19 protein-coding genes and 1 pseudogene are annotated in these 23,725 nt (G+C 74.6%); 5 read left to right on the top strand and 15 right to left on the bottom strand.

Annotated features, from left to right (window positions below; genetic code table 11):
• Nucleotides 1-25: 25 nt before the first annotated feature.
• The 9 genes from ACY1JF_RS27790 to ACY1JF_RS27750 all read right to left on the bottom strand — a co-directional run bounded on the left by ACY1JF_RS27790 (nt 26) and on the right by ACY1JF_RS27750 (nt 10,258).
• Entirely contained in the window at nt 26-1,696 is a 1,671-nt protein-coding gene (locus tag ACY1JF_RS27790; RefSeq protein WP_462708017.1) for a glycoside hydrolase family 13 protein, read from the bottom strand.
• A gap of 82 nt (nt 1,697-1,778) precedes the next feature.
• Nucleotides 1,779-2,795 (bottom strand): hypothetical protein, encoded by a 1,017-nt coding sequence (locus ACY1JF_RS27785; RefSeq protein WP_462708016.1) that lies wholly within the window; start codon nt 2,793-2,795, stop codon nt 1,779-1,781.
• A complete protein-coding gene (locus ACY1JF_RS27780) occupies nt 2,792-5,068 on the bottom strand; it encodes a hypothetical protein (protein WP_462708015.1) in 2,277 nt (758 codons plus the stop codon). The genes ACY1JF_RS27785 and ACY1JF_RS27780 overlap by 4 nt, the downstream gene beginning before the upstream one ends.
• Nucleotides 5,069-5,134: 66 nt before the next feature.
• Nucleotides 5,135-5,566 (bottom strand): hypothetical protein, encoded by a 432-nt coding sequence (locus ACY1JF_RS27775; protein ID WP_462708014.1) that lies wholly within the window; start codon nt 5,564-5,566, stop codon nt 5,135-5,137.
• Nucleotides 5,567-5,687: 121 nt separating this feature from the next.
• Nucleotides 5,688-5,990: a hypothetical protein gene (locus ACY1JF_RS27770; RefSeq protein WP_462708013.1), complete on the bottom strand. Its 303-nt coding sequence runs from the start codon at nt 5,988-5,990 to the stop codon at nt 5,688-5,690.
• A 140-nt stretch (nt 5,991-6,130) separates the two neighbouring features.
• The gene (locus tag ACY1JF_RS27765; RefSeq protein ID WP_462708012.1) at nt 6,131-6,898 is read right to left on the bottom strand and encodes a GAF and ANTAR domain-containing protein; all 768 of its coding nucleotides are present in this window, start codon (nt 6,896-6,898) and stop codon (nt 6,131-6,133) included.
• Nucleotides 6,899-7,102: 204 nt separating this feature from the next.
• On the bottom strand, nt 7,103-7,849 hold the full coding sequence (locus ACY1JF_RS27760) for a TIGR03943 family putative permease subunit (protein WP_462708057.1): 747 nt from the start codon (nt 7,847-7,849) through the stop codon (nt 7,103-7,105).
• Complete coding sequence (locus ACY1JF_RS27755; protein WP_462708011.1) at nt 7,846-8,865, bottom strand: permease; 1,020 nt, start codon at nt 8,863-8,865, stop codon at nt 7,846-7,848. The genes ACY1JF_RS27760 and ACY1JF_RS27755 overlap by 4 nt, the downstream gene beginning before the upstream one ends.
• A 43-nt stretch (nt 8,866-8,908) precedes the next feature.
• On the bottom strand, nt 8,909-10,258 hold the full coding sequence (locus tag ACY1JF_RS27750; RefSeq protein ID WP_462708010.1) for a helix-turn-helix domain-containing protein: 1,350 nt from the start codon (nt 10,256-10,258) through the stop codon (nt 8,909-8,911).
• A gap of 139 nt (nt 10,259-10,397) precedes the next feature.
• Here ACY1JF_RS27750 and ACY1JF_RS27745 point away from each other — a divergent pair, with 139 nt between their 5' ends.
• Nucleotides 10,398-10,568, top strand: a complete 171-nt coding sequence (locus ACY1JF_RS27745; RefSeq protein WP_462708009.1) for a hypothetical protein — start codon at nt 10,398-10,400, stop codon at nt 10,566-10,568.
• A gap of 63 nt (nt 10,569-10,631) precedes the next feature.
• Here ACY1JF_RS27745 and ACY1JF_RS27740 read toward each other — a convergent pair whose 3' ends face one another.
• The 5 genes from ACY1JF_RS27740 to ACY1JF_RS27720 form a co-directional block, all read right to left on the bottom strand.
• On the bottom strand, nt 10,632-12,005 hold the full coding sequence (locus ACY1JF_RS27740; RefSeq protein ID WP_462708008.1) for an extracellular solute-binding protein: 1,374 nt from the start codon (nt 12,003-12,005) through the stop codon (nt 10,632-10,634).
• The gene (locus ACY1JF_RS27735; protein WP_462708007.1) at nt 12,005-14,758 is read right to left on the bottom strand and encodes a caspase family protein; all 2,754 of its coding nucleotides are present in this window, start codon (nt 14,756-14,758) and stop codon (nt 12,005-12,007) included. The genes ACY1JF_RS27740 and ACY1JF_RS27735 overlap by 1 nt, the downstream gene beginning before the upstream one ends.
• A 4-nt stretch (nt 14,759-14,762) precedes the next feature.
• Nucleotides 14,763-15,125: a hypothetical protein gene (locus ACY1JF_RS27730; protein WP_462708006.1), complete on the bottom strand. Its 363-nt coding sequence runs from the start codon at nt 15,123-15,125 to the stop codon at nt 14,763-14,765.
• 53 nt (nt 15,126-15,178) lie between these two features.
• Nucleotides 15,179-16,249: a hypothetical protein gene (locus ACY1JF_RS27725; RefSeq protein ID WP_462708005.1), complete on the bottom strand. Its 1,071-nt coding sequence runs from the start codon at nt 16,247-16,249 to the stop codon at nt 15,179-15,181.
• Nucleotides 16,250-16,528: 279 nt separating this feature from the next.
• Entirely contained in the window at nt 16,529-17,704 is a 1,176-nt protein-coding gene (locus ACY1JF_RS27720; RefSeq protein WP_462708004.1) for a PP2C family protein-serine/threonine phosphatase, read from the bottom strand.
• Between the two features lie 146 nt (nt 17,705-17,850).
• Between ACY1JF_RS27720 and ACY1JF_RS27715 the strand changes: the two genes are divergently transcribed.
• The 3 genes from ACY1JF_RS27715 (at nt 17,851) to ACY1JF_RS27705 (ending at nt 20,510) form a co-directional block, all read left to right on the top strand.
• The gene (locus ACY1JF_RS27715) at nt 17,851-18,315 is read left to right on the top strand and encodes a hypothetical protein (RefSeq protein WP_462708003.1); all 465 of its coding nucleotides are present in this window, start codon (nt 17,851-17,853) and stop codon (nt 18,313-18,315) included.
• 179 nt (nt 18,316-18,494) lie between these two features.
• Entirely contained in the window at nt 18,495-19,445 is a 951-nt protein-coding gene (locus ACY1JF_RS27710; RefSeq protein ID WP_462708002.1) for a hypothetical protein, read from the top strand.
• Nucleotides 19,446-19,505: 60 nt separating this feature from the next.
• Nucleotides 19,506-20,510 (top strand): endonuclease/exonuclease/phosphatase family protein, encoded by a 1,005-nt coding sequence (locus ACY1JF_RS27705; protein ID WP_462708001.1) that lies wholly within the window; start codon nt 19,506-19,508, stop codon nt 20,508-20,510.
• Between the two features lie 168 nt (nt 20,511-20,678).
• On the opposite strand, the gene ACY1JF_RS27700 is transcribed toward ACY1JF_RS27705, so the two are convergent.
• Complete coding sequence (locus tag ACY1JF_RS27700) at nt 20,679-22,763, bottom strand: PhoX family protein (protein WP_462708000.1); 2,085 nt, start codon at nt 22,761-22,763, stop codon at nt 20,679-20,681.
• Between the two features lie 278 nt (nt 22,764-23,041).
• Between ACY1JF_RS27700 and ACY1JF_RS27695 the strand changes: the two are divergent.
• Nucleotides 23,042-23,725: pseudogene (locus ACY1JF_RS27695) on the top strand (VWA domain-containing protein); the annotation flags it as partial.

The raw sequence follows: 23,725 nt of genomic DNA, 5'->3' as shown, positions 1-23,725 counted from the left end.
GCGGCGAGGGCCGGCCGGATTGCCCCTACAAGGCCAGCCACACCGTCGTGTCCGGGCCCAGCCGGCCCTCCACCAGGGGCGCGCTGCTCAGCAGTACCTCGCCCGCCGGGAGGTCGACCACCCGGTCGGAGAGGTTGGCGACGCAGCGCCAGCCGGGTGAGCGGTCGAAGCGCAGGACACCCGGCGGGGTGTCGTCCGACCAGGTGAGGGTCTCGCCGTCGAGGAGCTTGCGGCGCAGGCGCAGGGCCGTGCGGTACAGCTCCAGGGTCGAGCCCTCGACCCCGTCCTGGGCCTGGACGGCGTACGCCGCGAAGGACGGCGGCTGCGGCAGCCAGGCACCGGCCGCGCCGAAGCCGTACGACGGTCCGTCCGTCGTCCACGGCAGCGGCACCCGGCATCCGTCGCGGCCCTTGCGGACGTGCCCGGTCTGCTCCCAGATGGGGTCCTGGAGGACCTCGGTGGGCAGGTCGGCGACCTCGGGCAGGCCCAGCTCCTCGCCCTGGTAGAGGTACGCCGAGCCGGGCAGCGCCAGCATCAGCAGGTTCGCGGCGCGGGCGCGGCGCAGGCCGGCCGCCTCGTCCAGCGCCGGGGCGGCGCCACCGGACAGCAGCCAGGCGTCGGGGTCGGTGCCGGGCGGGAGCATCAGCCGGGAGGCGGGGCGGACCACGTCGTGGTTGGCCAGCACCCAGGTCGCGGAGGCCCCGGCGGCGGCCGCGTCGGCGAGTGAGCCCTCGATGACCCCGCGCAGTTCGGCGGCGTCCCAGTCGGCCTTCAGATATTCGAAGTTGAACGCCTGCCCCAGTTCGTCCGGGCGGGCGTACAGCGCGCGCCGCGCCCCCGGCACCCACGCCTCGGCCACCGCCATCCGGGGCGGGGTGTAGGAGTCGAGGATCTTGCGCCAGTCGCGGTAGATCTCGTGGACGTCGTCCCGGTCGTAGAAGGGGTGGGTGCCGGGCTCGAACTCGCCGAGCGCGGCCTCGCTGCTCAGCCCGGGGGCGCCGAGGTCGCGCAGCGGCTCGGCGAGGTCCTTGACGAGGGCGTGGGCGACGTCCACCCGGAAGCCGTCGACACCGCGGTCCGACCAGAACTTGAGAGTGGTGCGGAAGTCGGCGCGGACCTGCTCGTTCTCCCAGTTCAGGTCGGGCTGCTGGGGGGCGAACAGGTGCAGGTACCACTGCCCGTCGGGCACCCGCCGCCAGGCGCTGCCGCCGAAGACGGACTGCCAGTCGGTGGGCGGGAGTTCGCCGTGCTCGCCGCGCCCGTCACGGAAGACGTAACGGTCGCGGGCGGCCGAGCCGGGCCCGGCCTCCAGGGCCTCGCGGAACCAGGCGTGGCGGTGCGAGGTGTGGTTGGGGACGAGGTCGACGATGACCTTCAGGCCGAGCCGGTGCGCCTCGGCGGTCAGCGCGTCGAAGTCGTCCAGGGTGCCCAGGCGGGGGTCGACGTCCCGGTAGTCGTCGACGTCGTAACCGCCGTCGGCCAGCTCCGAGGGGTAGAACGGGCTGAGCCACAGCGCGTCCACGCCGAGCGCGGCCAGATGGGTGAGGCGCTGGGTGATGCCCCTGAGATCACCGAGCCCGTCCCCGTCGGCGTCGGCGAAGCTGCGCGGATAGATCTGGTAGATGACGGCCTGCCGCCACCAGTTGGGGTCCTGGGACGACAGGTCGGGGGTGCCGGATGCGGTACGTACGGTCACTCGGTTCCCTTCGTGGTGCGTGCGGGCGACACGAGTAGGTCTGTCCACATCGCCGGAAAGGTGAACCTGTGACTACGGTACGTTACGCCGAGGGCAGGGCGGCGGGGGTCTCACAGCCGTGCCGGGCGGCGGACTCCTTGGCGAAGTGGGCGAGGTCGGCGCGTTCGGCCTGGGTGAGGGGCTCCTTCTCGAGGTCGCGACCGCTGCCGTCGACCGGCGAGGCGTGGTAGAAACCGGTGCCGAGCGCGCCCTCGCAGGTGGCCGTGGTCCAGGCGGTGGAGCCTTCGGTGCCCGCGGGGGTGTCGTGGCCGGCGTACTCGCCGTCGCGGCCCGTCGGCGAGGCGTCGCTGTACGGGCCGTAGTGGGCGAAGATCCTCAGATCGCCGACGAGCTCGCACTTCTCGATCGGCGACTTGGCCGCGGCCGTCTCCCGCACCGTGGCCACCGAGGTCATCCCCTCGCAGGTACCGGACGCCTTGGCGGCCGGAACGGACTTGGTGGCGGTGGCGGGGTCGGGGCCGACGAGGCCGTCCGTGTCCCCCAGGTCGGTCTCGCAACCCGCCCGGTCCGCAGCGCGCTGTGCCGCCCCGGTGACCACCCGGACGCGATCGAGCCGCGCCTTCTCCAGACCCTCGTGGTCAGAAGTGGCTCCGACCGTCACAAGGATCCCGCCGCCGTCCGTCTCGTCCCAGTTCCGGCAGCTGAGGAGTACCGTCGCGCTGCCGCCCCCGGGGGACACGAAGCCGGGCCACCCCGCGTTCAGCGGAACAGGGAAATCCGAGTCCGTCGTATAGGTGGCGTAAGCGGTACGGGCACCGTCCGAGGGCTCGATGGTGACGGTGGCGCCGTCGAACTCGCACCTGGTCGCCGGCACCGCACCGAACAACCTGTCCGACTGCCCGCTGACCACCTCGTAGTGGATGCCCAGCACGGACCACCGCGACCGCCCCGTGAGATCGAGTACCGGGTCGGTCGGCAGCATGCCGTCGCACGCCCGCGCGACCTTCGCCGCGGGGTACTGGACCCAGAAGCCGTAACCCAGCGCCCCCAGGACGGCGAGTGCCGCGGCGGAGCCGATCAGCCGGCGCTTCAGGTTCATCCGTCCGCCCTCTTGTCCCCGCCGTATCCGTCCAGGTTGCTGTCGGCCGAGACGAAGCCGGCCTCCACCTCGTTGGCCAGGATGTTGTCGTAGTCGGCGGTGTTGTCCAGGCCCTGCGCCTCGGCGGCGTTGCGGTAGGCGTCCTGGACCACCGCCGCGGTGGAGTACTTGGCGTGCTCCCAGTCCTGGCCGCTGGAGTACACCGCCTCCCCCTTGGTGTCCTTTTCGGCGCCCTGGACGATCTGGTTGATGAGATCACCCGTGATCGTGGTGGCGGCGCCCCCGACCCCGGCGCCGACGGCCGGGGTGGCGATGAAGGAGGTGCCGACACCGATGCCGGTGCCGACGATCCCCGCCGCGTAGCCGCCCGCCCGTCCCATGGCGTCGTTGTACGCCTTGTCGGCCTCCACCGCGTCGCCGATGTCCGACTCGCGTCTGCCGATGGCGATGCTTGCCTGGACCTCACCGGAGGTTCTGGCGATTTCTCGCAGCGCGGTGTCGGTGGTGCCCCCGTACGCGTCGGGGTTGCGCACGTGGTAGTCGATCAGGTTGGACGTGTACGCGCTCTCGCCGAGGTTGATGGCCGCGTAACCGTCCGGGTCCTTGCCGACGGTCATGAGGAACCGCGAGATGTTCTGCTCGGCGTTGTCCTGCCTCTCACCTGTCTCGCTGACGGTGCTGAAGTCGGCCGGCGCGCCCGAGGCCGGGTAGAACTCCGCCCCGTTGCCGCCATGGTCCATCGACATGGTCCGGTGGATGTCCGGCATGTACTCCCCCGCCATCCGCCCCAGGCTGTCCTGCATCCCGTCCCGCGACAGTTCCTCGTTCTCGGAGACCTTGGCGACGACCTCCGACATGAGCGCGGCCTGCTTCTCGTTGTGGGCCGGGGTCTGTGACGACGGGCTCGTGTCGTAGGCGTGGCCGGTGACCGCCGACTCCAGGGCGTGGCCGAGGTTGTTGTAGCCGCTGGGCTCCTTGGAGTCGCCCGTCCAGGCGCCGCCCTTTGGCCAGTGCCGGTCCTCCAGGAGGTAGTCGAGGTGGTCGACCTTTTCGCCGTTCACCGTCGTGTCCGAGGTGAGGAACTCGGTGGAGGCCTGCGGGTTGTGGCCGAGCGCGTCCATGAAACCGGTCATCGGGTCGAGTGCGCCGATGTTGGTGGAACCGAGAGCGCGGGTCATGCCGCCGCCCCAGTAACCGTCGGGATTCTGACCGCCGTTGGTGCCGTTCTTCTCGGCGGTGATCAGGGCGCCCCCGTAGTCCTGCAGGAAGCCGGTGTCCCACTTGCCCTCGCTCATCAGACTGCTGGTGAGCTGGTAGCCGCTGAGGCCGTACGGGTACTCGGTGGGGTTGGCGTTGAAGTCGCGCTGCCCGGCCGCCAGCAGGTCGTTCTGGAACTCGGTGACCGCCGGGTCGGGGCCGCCCTTGCGGTGGTCGTCCGACGTGGTGGCGGTGCCGAGCGTGGTGCCCAGGTCGGCTCTGAGCTTCTTCAGCTGGGCCAGTTCGTCCTTGGAGAGGGTGGTCCCGGCGGGCGGGCTCATCAGCTCGTTGTACTTGCCCAGCACGTTGTCCGCGCCGGCCTTCACCGCGAAGGCGCGGGAGAACTCGGGGTCGTTCTTGTTGGCCGACAGGAGCAGGCTCAGCTTCTTGGTCTCGGCTTCGGTGAGGCGGCCGTCCTTCTTCATCAGGGCGGCGGCCTGGTCGGCCTCGACGGCGTCGAGGGTGGTGTGGACGCTGGTGTTGAACGACTTGCTGCGGCCACCGTTGGCGTCCCGTTCCAGGGCCGCGCCGGCCGCCTCGTCGGCGGCGGTGGCCAGCTCCAGGACCCGGGTCAGCCGGGACACGATCGAGTCCAGCTTCTCCTTGCGCTCGGTGGCGAAACCGGGCGCCGCGGAGGCGGTCGGGCTGTCCCAGCGGGAGTCGACGTCCTCGACCCTGCCGTCCTCGGAGACGTGGAAGTCGTTCTTGCGGGCCTCGTCCAGCAGGGCGTGCAGCTGCTTCTGGGACGCGCCGAACTCGCCGTGCGCGTCTCGCAGCAGCTTGCCGATGCGGCCCGCCTCGGTGGCGGCGTTCTCGTACTCGGTGCGGGCCTTGGCCATGGTGGCGAAGGCGGCGTCGGCCGCGTCCCCGCTCCAGTGGCCCTTCAGATGGCCGACGACGCGCTGCTCGAACTCCTGGAGCAACGCGTCGTACTTGGCCGGCAGCGCGCTCCACGAGGCGGCGGCGTCGGCGAGCGGGCCGAGGTCGGCCTTGTCGAGGTAGGGGACGGACACCATGGGCGACAGCTCCTTCGGATCGGACAGGCTTTCGGTAGCGGGTGTACGGCGGATACGGGGTGCCGCTCATCCGAAGGGTGTGCTGATCGCGTTCTGCCGGGCCCGCTCCTCCTGTTCGGTGCGGGTGTAGTGACCGGAGGTGGTGTGCAGCTTGTCGCTGATGTCCTGCAGCATCCGCTTGAGGTTCATGACCTGCTCGCCCCAGCGGACGTCCATCGTCATCAGGGAGCCGGCGGTGACCCACGAACCACCCTCGGGCAGGCCCCCGGAGGTGTGCTTGTTCAGGCCCTTGACGGCACTGAGGGTGTCCTCGTCGGCGGTGTTGTCCGCGTTCTCCGTGTCACCGCGCAGTTCGACCAGGGCGTTGGCGGCCTGGTCCAGACGCGCGGTGTCGACGTCGGTGGTGCCCGCGCCGCCGCCCCCTTGCGCGGGCGCGGAGTCCAGCCGCGTGCCGACGGCGGAGCCGCTGTGCGGTGGCGTGTCGAAGGGTGTGCTCATCCTTGTGTCCCATCCCCGTCGGTGTCCGCGAACCGGCACGCCCCGCCCGCGCCCCAGCGGCGGGCACGGACATGCCAATCGGCCCGAAGGTACCCGATCATGCCCCGGACGGTCAGGTCAATCAGCCCTCCCGCTCACTGTCCTGTCCGCCGGCCCCCACCTTGGCCCCGGGCGCCCTGGACGGCGTCCCGCACGGCGGCGACCGCGGCCGCGGTGTCGACGTTCTCGCCGAGCAGGCGCCGGCCGGCTTCTCGACGGTGGCCCGGAGGGCGTGGATCGCGACCTCGGAGCGGCGGGTGACGATCTCGATGTCGCGGGCCGACGCCGGGCCCGAGTCAGGAAGTGGTCCGTCCGCGTGGTGATGCCGCTCGACGCGTACGCGGCGCTCTTGATGGTTCGACACGTCGATGCCGGTGATCGTCATTCCGCTCCCCGAGCGGTGAGTCCGAACCGGTAGGCCGGCTGCCGCGTCCGCGACCGCGCGCCACCCGCCTCATGCCCGCCGAGGGCACCGGGATGCTCCCAGCCGTCACCTGCCGACGGGCCCCCGGGCCATGCGTCCGGCTATGCGTCCGGACTCAGGCGCCGGCGGTGGGTGATCACGTCCTCCGCCGCCTCCTGGACCGTACGGCCCCGGACGAACGCGTCGCCGCGCAGGCGGGCCAGGGCCTCGTCGGGGCCGATGCCGAGCTGGGCCATGACCATGCCGATCGCCTGATGGATCCGGTCGTGGCCGGTGGCCAGGCCGCTGAGCCAGGGCAGGCCGCCCGGACCGTCGTCGTCCACCCCGTGCGGCAGCGCCATCAGGGCCATGGTCATCACACCGGCGACCAGCCGCGCCGTCCGCAGTTCGGCGCCGCCGAGCCCGCCGGGGGTGTCGCGGTAGAGGTCGAGGGTGCCCAGACAGATCGAGTCGCTGCCCAGCGGCAGCGCGTACACCGCGCGGATCCCGGCCGCCGCCGCCTGCTGGGCGTAGACGGGCCAGCGGGCCGCCTCCGGGCCGGCGGTCAGGTCACCGACGAGCACCGGGGCGCCGGTCCGCGCCGCCTGGACGCAGGGCCCGTCGCCCAGGGTGGCCTGGATCTCCGCCACCCGGCCGGCCCGCTCGCCGCTGGCGCACAGCCGTACCGGCACGCCGTCGCCGTGCAGCGACACGCTCGCGCCGGACAGCGGCAGCAGCCGGACCACGACCTCGCACAACCGGGCCGGCACCTCGCCGGGCGGGGCACCGCCGACGCTCTGCGCGATCAGGTCGGCGGCCCGGCCCTGGTCCGCTCCCCGGAACCGGTCGGACCGGTCGGCGGGCCTCCGGCAGTCGTCGCTGGGCGACACGCCCACCGCCTCCTTCACACACACGGAAGGCCACATCGGCAGCGCCCGACTACCCGAGCCCGACCAGGCGAAACCGGGCCCCGGAGGACCACCGGGCCCCGGAGGACCGGCCCGGGGCGTTCCGCCGTTCTTGCGGGGCTCCTCGCCGCGCCGGCGGGCCGGCCGGCACGGACCCGGGCACGAGCACCCGCGTCCGGCGAGGGCCTACGTCCGCTCGTACGGATTCGCCGGCTGCGCCACCCGCCGCACCCGCTCCGCGTCCACCACCGGCGGCCAGGCCGCCTGCGTGCCGAGCGCTCCCTCGGGGTGCCAGGTGCCGGTGACCGTGACCCAGGCGCCGTCGTCCGGGGCGTCGGCCGCCGCGTCGCCGCGGACCTCGGCCTTGCTGGTCGTGGCGTCGGCGGCGCAGCAGGTGACCGCGAGCCGGGTGACGTACCAGGTGCCGTCGTCGTCGCGGGTGACGAAGCCGGTCAGCCGGACGGTACGGCCCTTCAGCGAGCGTTCGCTGTCGTAGATCGCGCGGGAGGAGAACTCGGCGAGGGTCAGCTCCACCGGGTCCCCGGACGGCAGGGCCGGGAAGGTCCCCACGCCCTGGGCGGCGCGCTGGGCGGCCTCGCGTTCGGCGCTGTAGGTGCCGAGGGCAGGCGGCGGGAAGAGGAGGAGGGCGAGGGCCGGCAGGGTGAGCAGCCAGGCGACGCGGGGGCCGGCCGCGCCGTGGCCGTGGCCGTGGTCGTCGTCGCGGCTGTGGCCGTCGTCGTCGTGCGCCTCCTCCCGTGGGCGTCGCGCGCACACCGAGACCGCCGCCAGCAGCACCAGTACCGCCCCGGACAGGATCAGAAAGGGCCGCAGCCCCTCCTGCACGTACCGCAGGTACAGCTCCGAGAAGAGCGAGATCCGCAGCACCGCCGCGCCGGTCAGCGCCAGCAAGGCCGCCGGTCCGTACCGCCTCACAGCAGCCACCACCCCACCAGTACGCTGCTCGCCACCGCCACCACCCACGTCACCGACGCGAACCGCACCGCGAACGCCCGTCCGAAGGTGCCCGTCTGGAGCGCGATCAGCTTCAGGTCCACCATCGGGCCGACCACCATGAACGCCAGCCGCGCCGTCGGCGAGAACCCGCTCAGCGAGGCCGCCACGAACGCGTCCGCCTCACTGCACACGCACAGCACCACGGCGAGCACCGCCAGCAGCAGCACCGACAGCCAGGCCGAGCCGGTGAAGACGTCCAGCACGGACCGGGGCACCGCGATGTTGAAGGTGGCCGCCGCCCCCGCGCCCACCACCAGGAAGCCGCCCGCGTGCAGGAAGTCGTGCCGCAGCCCGGCCAGGAAGCCGCCGAGGCCGTACGACGATCCGGTCCCCGCCGGCCGCTTGGGCAGCCGCAGCCACTCGTCCTTGCCGAAGCGCGCCCACAGCCAGCCCATCACCACCGCCGCCGCGAGGGAGGCCAGCAGCCGCGCCGCCACCATCGACGGCTGCCCGGGGAAGGCGATCGACGTCGCCACCAGCACGACCGGGTTGATCGCGGGGGCCGAGAGCAGGAACGCGAGGGCCGCGGCCGGGGCGACCCCGCGCCGCATCAGGGACCCGGCCACCGGCACCGAGGCGCACTCGCACCCCGGCAGCACCACGCCCGCCGCGCCCGCGACCGGCACCGCGAGCGCCGGGTGGCGCGGCAGCAGCCGCTTGAACACCCGGTCGGGCACGAACGCGCCGATCGCCGCCGACACCACCGTGCCGAGCAGCAGGAACGGCACGCCCTGGACGACGACGGCGGTGAACACCGTCCACCAGGCCGCCACCGCCGGGGTGTACAGGTCGAGGGCGACGACCGGGCCGAGCACCGAGACGACGGTGACGACCGCGATCAGCGCGGTGCCGCCGACGACGGCGTACAGCAGCGCGCGCAGCACGAGCCGCAGGGCGTCGGCCGCCGTCCGCCGATCCCGGAACCGGTTCTCCATCCGCGCAACCTAACCGACCCCCCTGTGCGGCGGCTCGCACGTCTCACAGAGCAGGCTGTGCGGGCGCCGGGCCCAGGGTGGTCGTCCCCGGGGCCGTACGGTGGCCCAGGCCCGTGCGGTACGCGTCCAGGGCGGCCTCCGTACGGCCGGTGCGGCGCAGCAGGTCGCCCAGCAGCCGGCACAGGTCGGCCAGGTCCCCGGCGGCGCCCGCCCGCTCCAGCAGGCTGAGCGCGCGCACGTAGTGCTCCTCGGCGGCCTCGGTGTCCCGGGCCTCCTCGGCCATGATGCCGAGCAGCCGGTGCGCGCCGGCCGCGTGCACGGCGCCGCGCTCGGAGGTCAGGTCGTCCAGCACGGTGCGCAGCAGGGCCGCGGCCTCCTCGGACCTGCCGCGCCGGCGCAGTACGTCGGCCAGTTCGACGGCGGCCTGGCTGGTGTAGAGGGCGGCGCGCTGGGCGGAGAGCATGTCCAGCGCCTGCCGCAGCTCGGCCTCGGCGTCCTCCAGGCGGCCGTCCTGCGCGTAGACGTAGCCGCGCATCCAGTGGCAGTTGGCCAGTTCGGTGCGGAGCTGGAGCGTGCGGTACAGCTCGGCGGCCTTGGCGAGGGAGGCGTCGGCCTCGGCGAGGCGGCCCTCGGCGACCAGGGTGCGGGCGACGGACCGGTGCATCCGGGCGACCAGCGCCGGGTCGCCGGCCCGCGGGGCCAGCGCGAGGGCCAGCTCGGCGGCCTGCGCGGCGCGGGCGTGCGCGCCCATGTCCATGTACGGGCCGATGGCGCTGGCGTACAGGAGGAGCAGGGCGTCGGGGTCGTGCAGGCCGGCGCGGTTCAGTTCGTCGAGGGTGGATTCGAGGAGGTAGACGGCGTAGCGCAGCTCTCCGGCGAGGTAGTGGGCCAGCGCCCGCCCGCGCAGGGCCGGGACCCGGGCGGGCAGCGGGGCGCCGGTGTCGGTCAGGCGGCGTTCGGCCCGTTCGAAGTACTCCCGGCCGCGGGTCAGCTCCCCCTGCTCCACCGCGCACTCCCCGAGCCCGAGCAGCGCGGCGGCCTCGATGTCGGCCAGCCCGTGCGCCTCGGCCTCGGTGAGCAGCCCGGCGTAGTTCTCGGCCGCCGCCTCGGTGGCGCCGGCGGCCAGGGTGCGCTGGGCGCCGGTGAGTCTGAGGCGCAGGTCGGTGGCGAGGTGCGGCGGGCGGCCGGTGACCAGCTCCTCGAAGGCGACGCCGAGCCGTTCGGCGATGTGCCGCAGCGCCTCGTCGGAGGGGCGGACCCGGCCGGCCTCCAGGGTGGAGACGTAGGCGGGGGTGTAGGCCGGTTCGGCCAGCTGCCGCTGGGTCAGGCCACGCTCGGTCCGCAGCCGCTGCACCCGGCGCCCGATGACCGCCGGATCGTCCCGGTCCTCCACCGCCGACTCCCCCCGTGCCCCTTGCCGTTCGGCATCCCCGGCCCTAGGTTAAACCGAGAGTTAAGCGTGTTTAACCCATTGCCGTACATCGCCGTACCGCCCCCGCCCGCTTCCCGTGGACCGCTGTTGCGAGGTCACCGTGCTCGAACGCCTCCGCACCGCCGAGCGCTACGTCCGTGCCGTCGCCGCCGCCGTCGCCGCAACCGCCTGTCTGCTGCTGGCCGCCAACACGGGCCCGGCGGACCCGGCGGACGAACCGCCGGCCACCCCCCGCCCCGCCGCCCCGCGCCTCGACGGGCAGCACACCTGACACCGCCGCGCACCGCCCCGGCTGCTCCGGCAGCACACCTCACGCCGCCGCGCACCGCCCCGGCTACTCCGGCAGCGCCCGCCGCAGCGCCGCGTCCAGCCGCTTGGCCAGCGTCGCGTCGTCCGGCGGATCGGTGCCGAACAGCGGCCCGAGCCGCGCGGTGAAGGTCTGGGTGAACGCCCCGTACAGCGGGGTCCGCGGTCGCTGCACCGCCCGCCGCAGCGCGGGGAGCAGGATCTCGCGGGCGTAGGCGGGCCGGTCGGCGGCGTCCCGGGGCATCCGGTCGGGCCGTTCCCCGCTCGGGGCGGCCGACGGCGTCCCGGCGGAGTCCACCGGGCACCGCACGTGGTCGTCGGTGTACGCCGAGACCCGCGTCGCCGCGAACCCCGCGTCCAGCAGACAGCGTTCGCTCTCCTTGCCGGTGAGGAACTCGATCAGCTCGGCCGCCTTGCCCGCCCGGCGGGAGGCGGCCGTCACCGCCAGGTTCTGGCCGCCGAGCACCGCCCGGCCCGGCAGCGCCGTCACCCCCAGCTGACCGGCCGAGAAGCTCTGGTGCAGGGTGCGGTACACCCACGGCCAGTGCCGCAGGAAGGCGGTGCGGCCGTCCGCGAAGTCGGCGAGGGAGGCCGCCTCGTCGGACTGCGCGGCGTCGGCGAGGGTGTACGGCGTGGCCGTGCGGCGGCGCAGCTCGGCGATGCCCCGGGTCAGCTCCTCCACGGTCGCCGTGTAGTGGCCCTCGCCGTCGGTGAGCGGCACGCCGCCCGGCACCGCGGCGAACGCCTCCACGGCGTTGACGGTGCGGCCCTCGTAGGCGGCGAGCTGGGTCGTCCAGCCCTTCTCGTAGCCGGGGACGTCCCGCTCGTCCAGGACGTCGATCAGCGTCTCCAGCCGCCGCCAGTCGGTCGTCTCGGCCAGCTCCGTCCGCTCCAGGCCGGCCCGCGCGAGATGGTCGCGCCGGTAGTAGAGGAGGCCGACGTCGCTGTTGAACGGCACCGCGTACACCTCCCCGTCCCAGCGCGCGGTGCCGGCGACGGAGTCGATGACGTCGTCGTCGACCAGCGCCCGGGGCAGCGGGCGGACCAGGTCCGCGGCGGCGAACTCCGGCACCCAGGTCACGTCCAGGTTGACCACGTCGTAGGCGGCGCTGCCGGACTGGAGGGCGCCGAGCAGCTGGCCGCGCTGCTCGTCGGCGCTGCCGGGCAGCTCCACCAGGCGGGCCCGGAAGGCGCCGCCCGCCTTCTCCTGCCGCTCGTTCCAGGCGTCGATCAGCCGCCGCCGCACCCCGTTCTGCCCGGTGACGTCCCGGCCGCTGGCGACCACGATGTCGCCGGGCACGTCCTCGGAGGGGGCCGGTCCGGTGCCGTCGCCGCCGCCGGTGCAGGCGGCGGACGCGAGCAGTGCCGCGGCCAGCAGCAGGCCGAGCGGGCGGCGGGGCATCACTCCTCCTCCCCCGTTCCGGTGCGGGCGACCTCGTCGCGCAGGGCGGCGCCCGGGTCGTCGCCGGCGTCCAGGCAGCGTCCGCCGCTCACCTCGGCGATCCGGGCGTCCGGCCGGCCCGGGTCGCAGCCGCCGCCCGCCAGGGAGACCATGGTCACCGGCGTCTCGGCCGCGCGGGCCGCGTCGAGCACGGCGTCGAGCCGGTCGCCGCCGAGCCGGTCGGCGTCCTCGTCGTCGGTGACGTACACGATCAGGCCGGGCCGCTCCCGTTCGGCGTCGCGCCGCTCCATGTGGTCCAGGGCGGCGAGCAGCGCCCGGTGCGGGTCGGCGTCGTCGTCCGACCGGGTGACGGCGGACCGGTCCAGCGCGCGCTCGGCGTCCCGTCGGCGGTGCGGGCCGGTCGGCAGCAGGGTGTCGTACGGGTCGTCGCCCGTGCCGTACACCGCCCACACCCCGTACTCGTCGCGCGCCCCCAGGCCGCCCAGCGAGCGGGCGATCAGGCCGGGGCCGCCGCTGGGCCCGTCCCAGACGTCGCGCATCGAACGGGAACTGTCGAGCAGGAACAGCACCCGGCCGGGCCCGTCGACGTCCCGGTAGGCCTCCAGCGCCGCCTCCATCGCGTCCCGCCCGGCCGGTTCGATCAGCGGGGACGGGGCCACCAGCACCCCCGCGGCCCGGCCCTCCTCGTCCAGCAGCGCCCGCTCCCCGTCCGCCGCCCGGAACCCGGCCTCGGCGAACACCTGACGCCCGCCGGTGCGGGTCAGCCACCGGCGGAAGCCGTCGGCGGCGGCGTCCCGCCGCCGCGCGTCGCGGTCGGCGCCCCGCCAGCGCACCCGGACGAAGACCGGTTCCAGGCCGGGTACGTCGCCCGGGTACTGGGCCATCCGCGGGGTGCGCCGCGCGCTGTCGCAGGCGACGCCGCTGCGCATCAGGAACTCGGGGACCAGGGCGGCGGTGCGGTCGTCCACGGCGTCGTCGTCGGGCAGCGCGCACAGCAGCTCGGCGGCGGTCGGGGCGGGCGGGCCGGACTGCGCGACGCGGCGTTCGGCACCGGCCGCGTCCCGGGCCTCGGCGCCGGAGTGGGTGCCGTACAGGCCGATGGTGGCGAGCAGCCCGGTGTCCGCGAACTCCGGGTCCGGGCGGCGCACCCCGGCGTCCGCGCGACGGCCGCGCAGGGCGTCGATCATGCGGTTGAGCGCGACGGAGACCCGTTCGTCCTGTGACTCGGCGGCGAGTTCCTGCGGGACGGCGAGGACCACGGGGGAGTACGCGAACGGCTGCGGGTCCTCCTCCAGCGCGGCGACCGCGTCGGTGTCCCGGCCCGCCGCCACCCGGGCGACGTCGGCGGGGGAGGCGGGTATCCAGACGTCCGGCTGGGGGCCCACGTCGCGCTGCGGGTTGGGGTCGTCGCCGGGCTCCTGCCAGGCACCGGTCTGCCGGCGCAGGGCGGTGACCGCGTCGGCGGTGCCCGCGCTGTAGACGGTGAGGCCGGCGCGGCGGCAGCCGTCGTCCGTGGTGTTCTCGTCCGAGGTGAGGTACGCGTCGGCGGCGGCGCGTACGGTCGGCTCCAGGTCGGGGTCGGCCAGCACCCGCAGCTCCGGGGGAGGGGCGCAGGCCACGCCGTCACCGGACGGTGCGACGAGCCGGTAGGCGCCGAGGCCGGCGGCGGCCAGGGCGAGGGCGAGCAGGACGGCGAGGACGGCCGGCCGCCGGCGCCCGGCCAGGTACAGCGCGGTCACCGCACCGGTCACGGCGCCGGTCACGGCGCCGGCGGCGGCACAGGCCGCCGCCATGACGGCGGCGGCCACCGAGCCTGCGCGTCCGGGGCCGGGCTCACGGGGGCCGGGCCGGCGGGAGCCGGACCCACCGGAGCCGGGCCCACGGGGACCGGGCCCACCGGAGCCGGGCCCGCGGGGGCCGGGCTCGCGGAGTCCGGTCCCCGTCGGTCCGGCACCTTCCCCGACCGGCCGCTGCGCTCTCTCCGCTCCGGGCGGCCCGCCCGGGGCGGCGGACGGCGCCCACAGCAGGACGTCCTCCCCCGGCTCGGCCCGGCTCTGCGGCTCCCACGGCGCCGACCGCACCGTACGGTGGCCGCCGGCCGCCATCCGCTCGCGCAGCGCCTCGGCGAGCTGCCCGAACCACAGCTCCCCGCCGCCCCGCTCCTCCAGCAGCCGCAGCAGCTCGGCGGTGAACGGCGTCGGCGTGTCCGGAGCGCCCGCGTCGGTACGGTGGTTGGCCTGCACGCTCATCAGCAGCAGGACCCGCCGCTTGTCGCGGAAGGTCTCCCACAGCCAGGCCGCGTTGCCCGCGAAACAGCAGTCCAGCACGATCACGATCCGCCGGGCCGCACTGGCCGCGAGCACCGTCAGCACGGTGGTGAACATCTCCGCGCCCGGGAACACCGCGTGCCCGCCCGCCACCACGCTGGCGTTGCGCATCTGGAGGAACAGCTCGTCGCCCGCGCTGGGGATCGCCCCGTGCCCGGCGAAGTACAGCAGCAGGACGCCCTCGGCCTCCTGGGCGGCGGTGCGCAGCGACCTGCTGAAGTCGTCCAGCGTCGGCGACCGGGACACCACGATCTCCCGCTCGCCGAAGACCCGGCCCCGCTGCAGCGCGTCCCGCAGCCGGTTGAGGTTGTGCTTGACCGCGGGCAGGTCGCAGGGCACGCCGTGCGGCGGCTGTGTGAAGTCGTACTCGGACACCCCGACCAGCAGCGCCCGGTTCACCCGCCCGCGCGGGTCGTAGCCGGCCACCGGCCTACCTGTCGTCGGGGTTCACCGGGTCGACACGGCCCTCGGGCGGTTCACCGTCCTCCACCTCGCGGCGGTTGGTCCGCCAGGCCTCCACGGCCCCCTTGACCTGGTCCAGCAGCTCCCGGAACACCACCGAGGCGGCTCCCGACGTCACCGCCACGACGATCTCCATCCCGACGCCCATCGGGGCGCCGGACCCGTCCGTGTGCGGACGTTCGTGGATTCTCAGATGCCCGGCGCGGACCAGTTCGTCCAGTGGCTTCTCCCGCTCCAGCCACTTGCGCAGGGCACCGACGTCGCCCTCGGTCGCGGTGCCGTCCAGTCGTACCCGGATGTCCTGTGTGGCCACTTCGTCCCCCTCAGCCATAACGCACCATCATGGCACCGGGAACGGACAGGGGGGAGGGGTCCGACGGAGGTTCAGCCCTGGGTCTGCAACTGGTCCAGCTGCTTGCGTACGTGGTCCAGGGCGCCCGCGCGGCGGCCGGGCACCCGGCCCCGCAGCTCGGCCAGCACCTGGCCCAGCTCGCGGGCCTGGTGCGGATCGCGGATCTGCCCCCACTGGTGGTGGGCCCGGTCGACGGCGGCCTCGACGGCGGGCGCGTCCGCCGCCTGCCCGGCGTTGAGCCTGACCCGCGCCACCGCCAGCCAGCCGCGGCAGCTGCGCACCGGGTCCCCGGCGAACATCGCCAGGTCGGCCCGGACCTCGGTCCAGTGCAGCGCGTCCTCGGAGGCCGGCCCGTGCGTGTAGGCGGCGGCCCGCTCGTGGGAGGCGGCCAGCGCGTCGGCGTCGGCGTGCCGCCCGGCCTGCACCGCCGCGGTGACGGCGTCGTGCGGGTCGCCGGGGGCCGGTCCGGGCACCGTCAGCACCAGGTCGGGGACGCGGCCGTCCCCGCCCTCGGCGACGGCGCGGGCCAGCGCCTGCTCGTGCAGGTGCGGCAACGGCGGCCGGTGCCCGCTGCGCAGGATGGTCGCGACCCCGCGCATGTACGCCGGGACCCCCGTCCCGCGCCGGGACAAGGGCGGCGCGACCCGGCCGTAGACGGCGTTGTTGCGCCCGCAGTCCAGCGGGTGCCGCTGGAGCCACTCCCAGGTCTCCTGGTCGGCGTGCAGGTCGAGGAGGAGCGTCGTCGCCCCGGTCGGGCGCAGCCGCAGCTCCTCCCTGATCCAGTGCCAGGGCAGGGCGGTGTAGCGGACGGTGGCCGGGGTGGTGCGGGCCAGCGCCAGGTGCGGCAGGTGCTGGCGGCGGTCGGTCTGGAGCTGTCCGGTGACGTACACGGTCAGCGGGCCGGGTGCCGCCGCGGCGGCCCGCAGCCGGGTCAGCACGGCCTGCGGGTCGAGCGGATCGGCCAGTTCGATGACGTTGGCGGTGTCCGTGCCGGACAGCACCGGGGGCGGCACGGCCGCGAGGACGGGGAGCACCGAGGCCGCGTCCACCAGGCGTCCCTTGCCCACGGGCGAAGCCGCCAGCAGCAGCACGGTTCCGGGCATGTCCCCTCCCCTGTCGATCACGTACGTCAGCACCGTAACCGCTGTGGCCGCCAAGAGGGGCGCCGGGCGGAAAGTGTGACCCCTTCCGGCACCGGAGCCCGGGGCTCCGCGTCGGCGCGCGAACCGCCGACGGCGCCCTCGGACCCGGCACCGGTGACGCCCTCGGCCCGGCACCGGCGGCACCCTCAGGACCGGCACCAGTGACGCCCTCGGCCCGGCACCGGCGGCACCCTCAGGACCGGCACCAGTGACGCCCTCGGCCCGGCACCGGTAGCGCCCTCAGGCCCCGCACCGGCGGCGTACGGCGAAGACCGTCGTGTCGTCGTCCAGCCGCCCGCCGCAGTGCCGGAGCGTGCCGTCGCGCACGAGGCGCACCAGCCGGTGCGGCGCGGTGACCCGGGCGTCGGCGGCGACGGCCCGGGCGACCTCCTCGGCGTGCCGGTAGAAGCGCCCGTTCCGGTCCCGGGCCTCCGTCACCCCGTCCGTGACCAGCAACAGCGTCTCGTCGGCGGCCAGCTCCAGCCGGCGCACCGGTGGCGGCCCGGAGCCGAGTGCGGCCAGGCCCAGCGGCAGCCCGCCGTCGACGGGCAGCTCCCGTACGCCGCGCGGGCCGACCGCGAGCGGCGGTTCATGGCCGAAGACGACGGTGTCGACGACGCCGGGCGCCCCCGGCGGGAAGCCGACCAGCACGGCGGTGGCGAACCGGTCGCCGTCGGCCGACCGGCCCCGGGCCGCCGCCGTGTGCCGGCGGTGCCGCGCCATGCGCACCTCCAGCCGGTCCGCGACCGTCGCGAGGTCCGCCTCGTGGTAGCCGGCCTCGCGGAAGGCGCCGAGCAGCGCCGCCGCCGTCTCCACCGCGTCCAGCCCCTTGCCCTGCACGTCGCCGACGAGGACGCGGGTGCCGTGCGGGCCGGGCTGGATGTCGTAGAAGTCCCCGCCGACCCGGGCCTCGGCGTCGGCGGGGAGGTAGACGGCGGCGTGGTCGAGGCCGCCCCAGCCGGACGGCAGCGGGCGCAGCACCACGCGGCGGGTGGTGTCGGCGACGTCCCGCATGTGCAGCATCCGCCGTTCCCCGCGCACCCGCAGCACACAGGCCAGGGTGGCCAGCAGCCCGCCGACGGTGACGAGGATGAAGTCGGGCAGCCCGCTCTGGTACCGGTGCGGCCAGACGCTGTCCACGGCGCCGTACGTGACGACCGCGAGGACCGCGTAACCGGCGGTGCCCCACACCCCGCAGACGGCCGAGGCGATCCCGGGGACCAGCACGATCCAGGAGATCATCCGGAAGTCCCCGCCGGTGTTGGCGTCGGCCGCAGCGACGGCGCCCAGCAGCACCAGCGGGACCCAGCCGACCCCGCGGCCGCCCACCCGTGCCGGCCGGGACCGCCGCACGGCACCCGGGTCACCGGACAGCCGGCCGGCGCGTCCCGGCCGACCGCTCAGCGGCCGTCTCACCGGCCTCACCTCACCGGCCCCGTCAGGACGCGACCGCTCACCCGCCCAGCGAAACACGCGCCCGCGGCACCCGCATCCTGAGTTGCCCGGGCGCGGCACCGGGTGTGACCTGGTAGGCGGGGGCCGGCGAAGAGAGGAGCGTCCTCATGACGCACGCGGGAACCACGTACGGCGGTACCAGGGGCAGGCCGGGCCGCGGGACACGGGCACCGGCGCCGGAATCCGATGTCTTCGGTCCCCGGACCCACCGGGTGGCGAAGTGGGCGCTGCCGGTCCTGCTGGGGCTGGTCTACGGCTGGTGGGCCGCGGCCAACCGGCGCCACGGCACCGAGATCACCGGCTGGAACCTGCTGTTCGGCTGGGTGACCGCGCTCGTCTTCGTGGTGCTGTACTCCGTCGTCCGCGCGGTGGCCACCCGGCTGCGGCGCGAGCGGCACGCGCTGCCGTGGGCCGTGTTCACCGGCTGCGCGGTGGGCTTCCTGATCGACCAGTCCGGCCGGAGCCTGCTCCAGTCCGCGGGCATCTCGCTGGCGGTGGCGGTGGGCGTGTTCTTCATGCTGTTCTACCGCTCCTCCACGCGCGAGAACGCGACCGACCACCGTCCGACCTGACCGTCCGGCCCCCGCCTCCGCCCCCGTCCCCACCCCCGTCCGACGCCGACACCGACACCGGCACCGGCACTGACGCCGACACCGGCACCGGCACCGGACCCACTCGTCCGGCCCACCGCATGCCCCCACATGCAGTCAGGCCGCTCGCCCGCCCCACCCCGGCGGTCTTGCCTGGACCCGTGGCCCCACGTCTCCTTCCCCGTCTCCGCCCCCGTCCCCTTCCCCCTCTCCGTCCCCGGCAGATCCTGTCGGCCGTCCTGATCGCCCTCGGCTGCCTCCTCGCCCCCTGCGGCACCCTCGCCGCCTGGGCGTCCTACGCCCTCTCCGACACCGGCCGCTACGTCGACGCCATGGCGCCCCTCGCCGCGGACCCCCGCGTCCGGGAGGCCGTCGCGGACGGCATCCGGGACGGCGTGTCCCCCCGGACCGGCCCCGCCGCCACCTCCCGTGCCACCCGCGTGTTCGTGCACGACGCCGCCCGCTCCTTCACCCGCACCGAAGCGTTCCGCGCGGGCTGGGACGCCGCCAACCGGACCGTCCACGACGCCGTCGTCCGCGCCCTGCGCCGGCCGCCCCGCGCCGACGGCCACCGCCCCGTCACCGTCGACCTCGCCCCCGTCACCGCCCGGATCAGGCACCAGCTCGCCCGGGACCACGTACCGTTCGCGCACCGCATCCCCGTACGCCCCACCACGGTCACCGTCCTCGGCGCCGCCGAGGCGGACCGGCTGCGCCGCGGTTACCGCGCGCTGGACGTCGCCGCCTTCTGGCTCCCGCTGGCCGCCGTCGCCTGTGCCGTCACCGGCATCGCGGTCGCCGCCCGGCGCCGCCTCGCCGTCACCGCCGCCGGGCTCGGCACCGCCCTGGGCGGCGCGCTGCTCGCCCTGGCCGTCGCCGTCGGCCGCCGCCTCACCCTGGCCGAACTGCCGGGCCCGGTGCGCGGCCCGGCCGCCGGAGCCGTCTACGACGCCCTGACGGCCACCCTGCGCACCGCCGCCTGGCTGCTGGTCGCCCTCGGTCTGGCCGTCGCCCTGGTGTCCTGGCTCACCGGCCGCGTCCGCCGCCGGACACCGGCTGTTCCCGCTCCCGGAACGCCAGGGGAACTTTCCGACCGCTCATCCCGTCTTTGATGAAGGATTTGAGGGAGAAACCGAAAAAGACGACCTGTTCCACCGAGCGGAAGGCCGGACTTGAACACGGACACCAGGGCCGCCGCGTGGGCGGTCCCCCGGCACGTACGCCGCAGACGGGCCGGCCGCCGGGCCGCCCTCACCTGCGCGGTCCTGCTGTTCACCGGTCTGAGCGTGGTCCTCGGCTGCCGGACCGCCGACACCGACGGCATCACCCCCGTACCGCAGCTCCTGGCCTTCCTGCCCTGGCTCCTCATACCCCTCGGCGTCGCGCTCGTGATCGCCGTGTGCACGCACTGGTGGTCCGGCGCGCTGTGGGGGGTGCTGCTGCTCGGCCTGCTGGCCTGGTTCCTGCAGCCCTACGGCAGGACCGGCGACCCCATCGGCCCGGCCTTCGCCGAGCTGCGCGTACTGACCTCGAACGTCGAGTTCGGGCAGGCCACCGACGCCCTCGTCACCGCCGTCCGCCGCGAGGAACCGGACATCGTGTTCGTCCAGGAGTGCGACCAGGCCTGCGACACGACGCTCCGCCGGGAGCTGGGCAGGACCTACCCGGACCGCCGGGCCGTCGAGGGCGGCGGCCCGGAGGGTTCCGTCATCCTCAGCCGCTACCCGCTCCGGACGGCCGAGGGCGTCGAGGGCACGATGGGCATGCCCGCCGCCGTCGCGGAGGTCAGCGGCGCCGACGTACGGCTCCAGCTCGCCCACCCCATGCCCCCGCTGCCCGGCCGGACCGACGTGTGGCGCGAGGAGCTGGACGCGCTGCGCGACGCCGTCGCCAGGGACACCAAGACCCCCACCGTCCTGGCCGGTGACTTCAACGCCTCCCAGGACCACGCCGCGTTCCGGCCGCTCCTGGACACCGGTCTGCGCGACGCGGCCCGGCTGGCCGGTTCCGGACGGACCGCGAGCTGGCCGGCCCTGACGGCGCCCACCTTCGGGGTCCAGATCGACCACGTACTGGTCTCGGAGGACTTCACCTCACGCGAGGCCCGGTTCCTCGACCTGGCCGACACCGACCACCGGGCCCTGCTCGTCGACCTCACCCTGCACCGGGCCGGCTGACCCGGGCCGGTTGCCTCGCCCCGGTACAGGGACCCTGAGGGTTCTCGACCCCTCAGAGCCCCCTGGTCCCAGACCTCAGGACCTCAGGGCCTCAAAGCCCTCAAGGTCCCAAGGCCCCAAGCCCCCAGCGACTTCTGAGTCCCCAGGGATCCCGGAAATCCCGGAATCTCAGACGCCGATGTCGGAGCCGTCCTCGCGCCACACCGCCACGACCGCCGGGCGCACGATCTTGCCCGCCCCGTCGGGCCAGGTGCTGGCCGGGTTCTCCACCGAGGCGCCGTCCACCTCGCCCGGGTGCTGCACGGCGACCAGCACGCGCCGGTCCTGGATGAGCGGACCGCAGGTCTCGGCGCCGGTCGGCACGGTCAGGAACTGCTTCAGCTCACCGCGCCGCTCGCCCGCCGTCGCCACGCCGAAGAGGCCGTCGTGCGTGCCCAGCGCGTTGCCGTCGGTGGAGATCCACAGGTTGCCGTGGTCGTCGAAGGCCACGTTGTCCGGGCAGGAGATCGGGCTGACGTTCTCCTTGGGGAAGCCCGCGAAGTACGTCGCGGAGTCCTCCGGGTCACCGGCGACCAGGAACAGCGACCAGCCGAACTTCAGGCTGTCGGCGCGGCCCCGGTGCTCGGTCAGCTCCAGGACGTGCCCGTGCTTGTTGGCGTTGCGCGGGTTGGCCTCGTCCGCCGCGGCGTAGGAGCCGACGCCGCGGTTGCTGTTGTTGGTGAGGGCGACGTACACCTTGCCGGTCTTCGGCGAGGGCTCGATGTCCTCGGGCCGGTCCATCTTGGTCGCGCCGACCTTGTCACCGGCGAGGCGGGTGAAGACGCACACCTCCTCGGCGCTCATCCCCTCCACGTGCGAGACGGCGCCGTCCTCGTCGGCGGTGACCAGCGGGATCCACACGCCGCTGCCGTCGAACTCGCCGTCGCCGGGCAGCTTGCCCGTGCCGTCGATCTCGATCGCCGGGGAGTCGCCGGTGAGCTTGGCGACGTACAGGGTGCCCTCGTCCAGCAGGGAGAGGTTGTGCTCGCGGACGGCGCGGCCGCTGCCCTTCTTCATCCGCTTGCTGCCGACGAACTTGTAGAAGTAGTCGAACCGCTCGTCGTCACCGGTGTACACGACCGGACGCCCGTCCGAGGTCAGCCGCACGGTCGCGGCCTCGTGCTTGAACCGGCCCAGCAGGGTGTGCTTGCGGGGCGTGGAGTCCGGGTCGTACGGGTCCAGCTCGACGACGTAGCCGAAGCGGTGCACCTCGTTGGGTTCCTGGGCGACGTCGAAGCGCTTGTCGAACCGCTCCCACTTGCGCTCGGTGGCGCCGGTGCCGATGCCGTACCGCTTGTCGGTGGTGCGGCTGCTGTTGGCGAAGTACTGGTTGAAGTTCTCCTCGCCGTGCAGCGTGGTGCCCCACGGGGTGGTGCCGCCGGAGCAGTTGTTGAGGGTGCCCAGCACCTTCCTGCCCGTCCGGTCGGCGGAGGTCTTCAGCAGGTCGGATCCGGCGGCCGGGCCGGTCAGCCGGAACTCGGTGGTGGCGGTGACGCGGCGGTTGAGCTGGTGCCGGGTGACGGGCGTGAGCTTGCCGGTCTTGCGGTCCTCCTCCACGACCACCGCGGACAGACCGTGCGCGGCCCACGCGATCTCGACCTGCTCGCGGGTCGGGTTGTCCGCGTCGTAGCCGCGGAACATCAGCACCTCGTCGGTGTACTCGTGGTTGGCCACCAGGAGCTGCCGGCCGCGCTCGTCCAGCGGCAGCAGCGCGAGGAAGTCGTTGTTGTAGCCGAACTGACCCGCCTGGGCCTTCGCGGTCTGGTTCTCCGGGTCGAAGGCGGGGGCGCCGCGCAGGATGGGCTCGCCCCAGCGGATCACGACGTTCTGCCGGTAGCCGTCCGGCACGGTGACGGCGTCGTCGGTGTTGGGGGCCACGGGCGTGAAGCGCAGCCCGCGCGCGCCCTCCGGCTTGCCCTGGCCGTTTCCGTGGCCCTTGCCCTTGCCGGCGGCAGCGGCCGCCTGCGCCTGGGGCGCGGCACCGACGGTGACCGCGCCGGCGCCCGCCGCGGCGACGGTGACCACGGCGGCGGCCCGCATCATCGACCGGCGGCTGAGCGCGCCGGCGATGACATCACCGACGTACTCGTTGTCACTGGTGTTGGGCACCTCGTGGAAGCAGGCGTCACCACACCGGAAACGACAGGTCATGGCGGAACGGCCGCCAGGGTGGGAACCGGACGGTGTTCCGATCAACGGCAGCAGCTTGCGCACTTTGCTCTCCCCTTGGATGCCCTTGGTGTCAGCGTGACCGTAGGGGCACATATGTGCGGCAGCCGGGCGCCGGGGTGAACAGGGAGTGAACCGAGGGCGACTGTCAGGTAGTTGATCACAGTCGGAGCGCCGTCCGCATACGGGCCGAAAGCGGCCCTTGACGCGGACCCGGTCCGTGTGCCAGACCGTGGCTCGAAGCGGAAGCGGGGGCCGCTAACCTTACGTGTCCGTCCTGGCCAGGGATTGACGGGCTTCAACTCATGCGAAGGGTTGCGCACATGGGCATTCTCACTCTCCTGCGGAACGCGTTCGGCCGCTCACGCAAAGCGCGGTCCGCCCAGCCGGAGGAGGCCACGCAGGAGACGACCCCGTCACCGGAACCGGCTACGACCCCGGCGCCGGCCCCCACGGAGGCCGCGGCTCCCGCGGAGGCCGAGGCCCCGTCCCGGCCCGAGCCGAAGCCCGAGCCCGCCGCCCCGGCGGTACCGGAGCCGCGCACCTCCGCCGAGGACGCCCCCGAGCCGCCCGCCGGTGACGTGCACGAGCTGGTCACCGCCGCCTTCGACAAGCACACGGTCCCGAAGCCCTCCCCGTCCCCCGACGACGCCCCGACCCCCACGTCGACGACGACACCCCCGGCCCCGGAGCCCACCCCCGAGCCGGAGCCGGAGCCCACCCCCGAGCCCACCCCTGCTCCCACCCCCGAGCCCGAGGCAACGGCCGACCCCGGACCGGAACCCACCCCCGCACCCGCACCCGCACCCGCACCCGAGCCCGAGCCGGAACCCGAGCCGGAACCCACCCCCGCACCCGAGCCCACCCCCGCGCCCAAGCCCGAGGCAACGGCCGACCCCGAACCGGAACCGACTCCGGCCCCCGCGCCCACCCCCACCCCCGCACCCGAGCCCGAGGCAACGGCCAGCCCGGAACCGGAACCGACTCCCGAACCGGAACCGGCCCCG

This window comes from Streptomyces sp. SYSU D01066-1 (assembly GCF_054956795.1).
The sequence above is the reverse complement of the archived record's forward strand: the minus strand, read 5'-3'. Positions and strand labels throughout refer to the sequence as shown.

What these genes read in the sequence shown, in the direction of transcription:
- ACY1JF_RS27785 (WP_462708016.1), bottom strand. Translation starts at nt 2,795, where the DNA reads ATGAACCTGAAGCGCCGGCTGATCGGCTCCGCCGCGGCACTCGCCGTC.
- ACY1JF_RS27780 (WP_462708015.1), bottom strand. Translation starts at nt 5,068, where the DNA reads ATGGTGTCCGTCCCCTACCTCGACAAGGCCGACCTCGGCCCGCTCGCC.
- ACY1JF_RS27775 (WP_462708014.1), bottom strand. Translation starts at nt 5,566, where the DNA reads ATGAGCACACCCTTCGACACGCCACCGCACAGCGGCTCCGCCGTCGGC.
- ACY1JF_RS27770 (WP_462708013.1), bottom strand. Translation starts at nt 5,990, where the DNA reads ATGACGATCACCGGCATCGACGTGTCGAACCATCAAGAGCGCCGCGTA.
- ACY1JF_RS27755 (WP_462708011.1), bottom strand. Translation starts at nt 8,865, where the DNA reads ATGGAGAACCGGTTCCGGGATCGGCGGACGGCGGCCGACGCCCTGCGG.
- ACY1JF_RS27740 (WP_462708008.1), bottom strand. Translation starts at nt 12,005, where the DNA reads ATGCCCCGCCGCCCGCTCGGCCTGCTGCTGGCCGCGGCACTGCTCGCG.
- ACY1JF_RS27730 (WP_462708006.1), bottom strand. Translation starts at nt 15,125, where the DNA reads ATGGCTGAGGGGGACGAAGTGGCCACACAGGACATCCGGGTACGACTG.
- ACY1JF_RS27725 (WP_462708005.1), bottom strand. Translation starts at nt 16,249, where the DNA reads ATGCCCGGAACCGTGCTGCTGCTGGCGGCTTCGCCCGTGGGCAAGGGA.
- ACY1JF_RS27715 (WP_462708003.1), top strand. Translation starts at nt 17,851, where the DNA reads ATGACGCACGCGGGAACCACGTACGGCGGTACCAGGGGCAGGCCGGGC.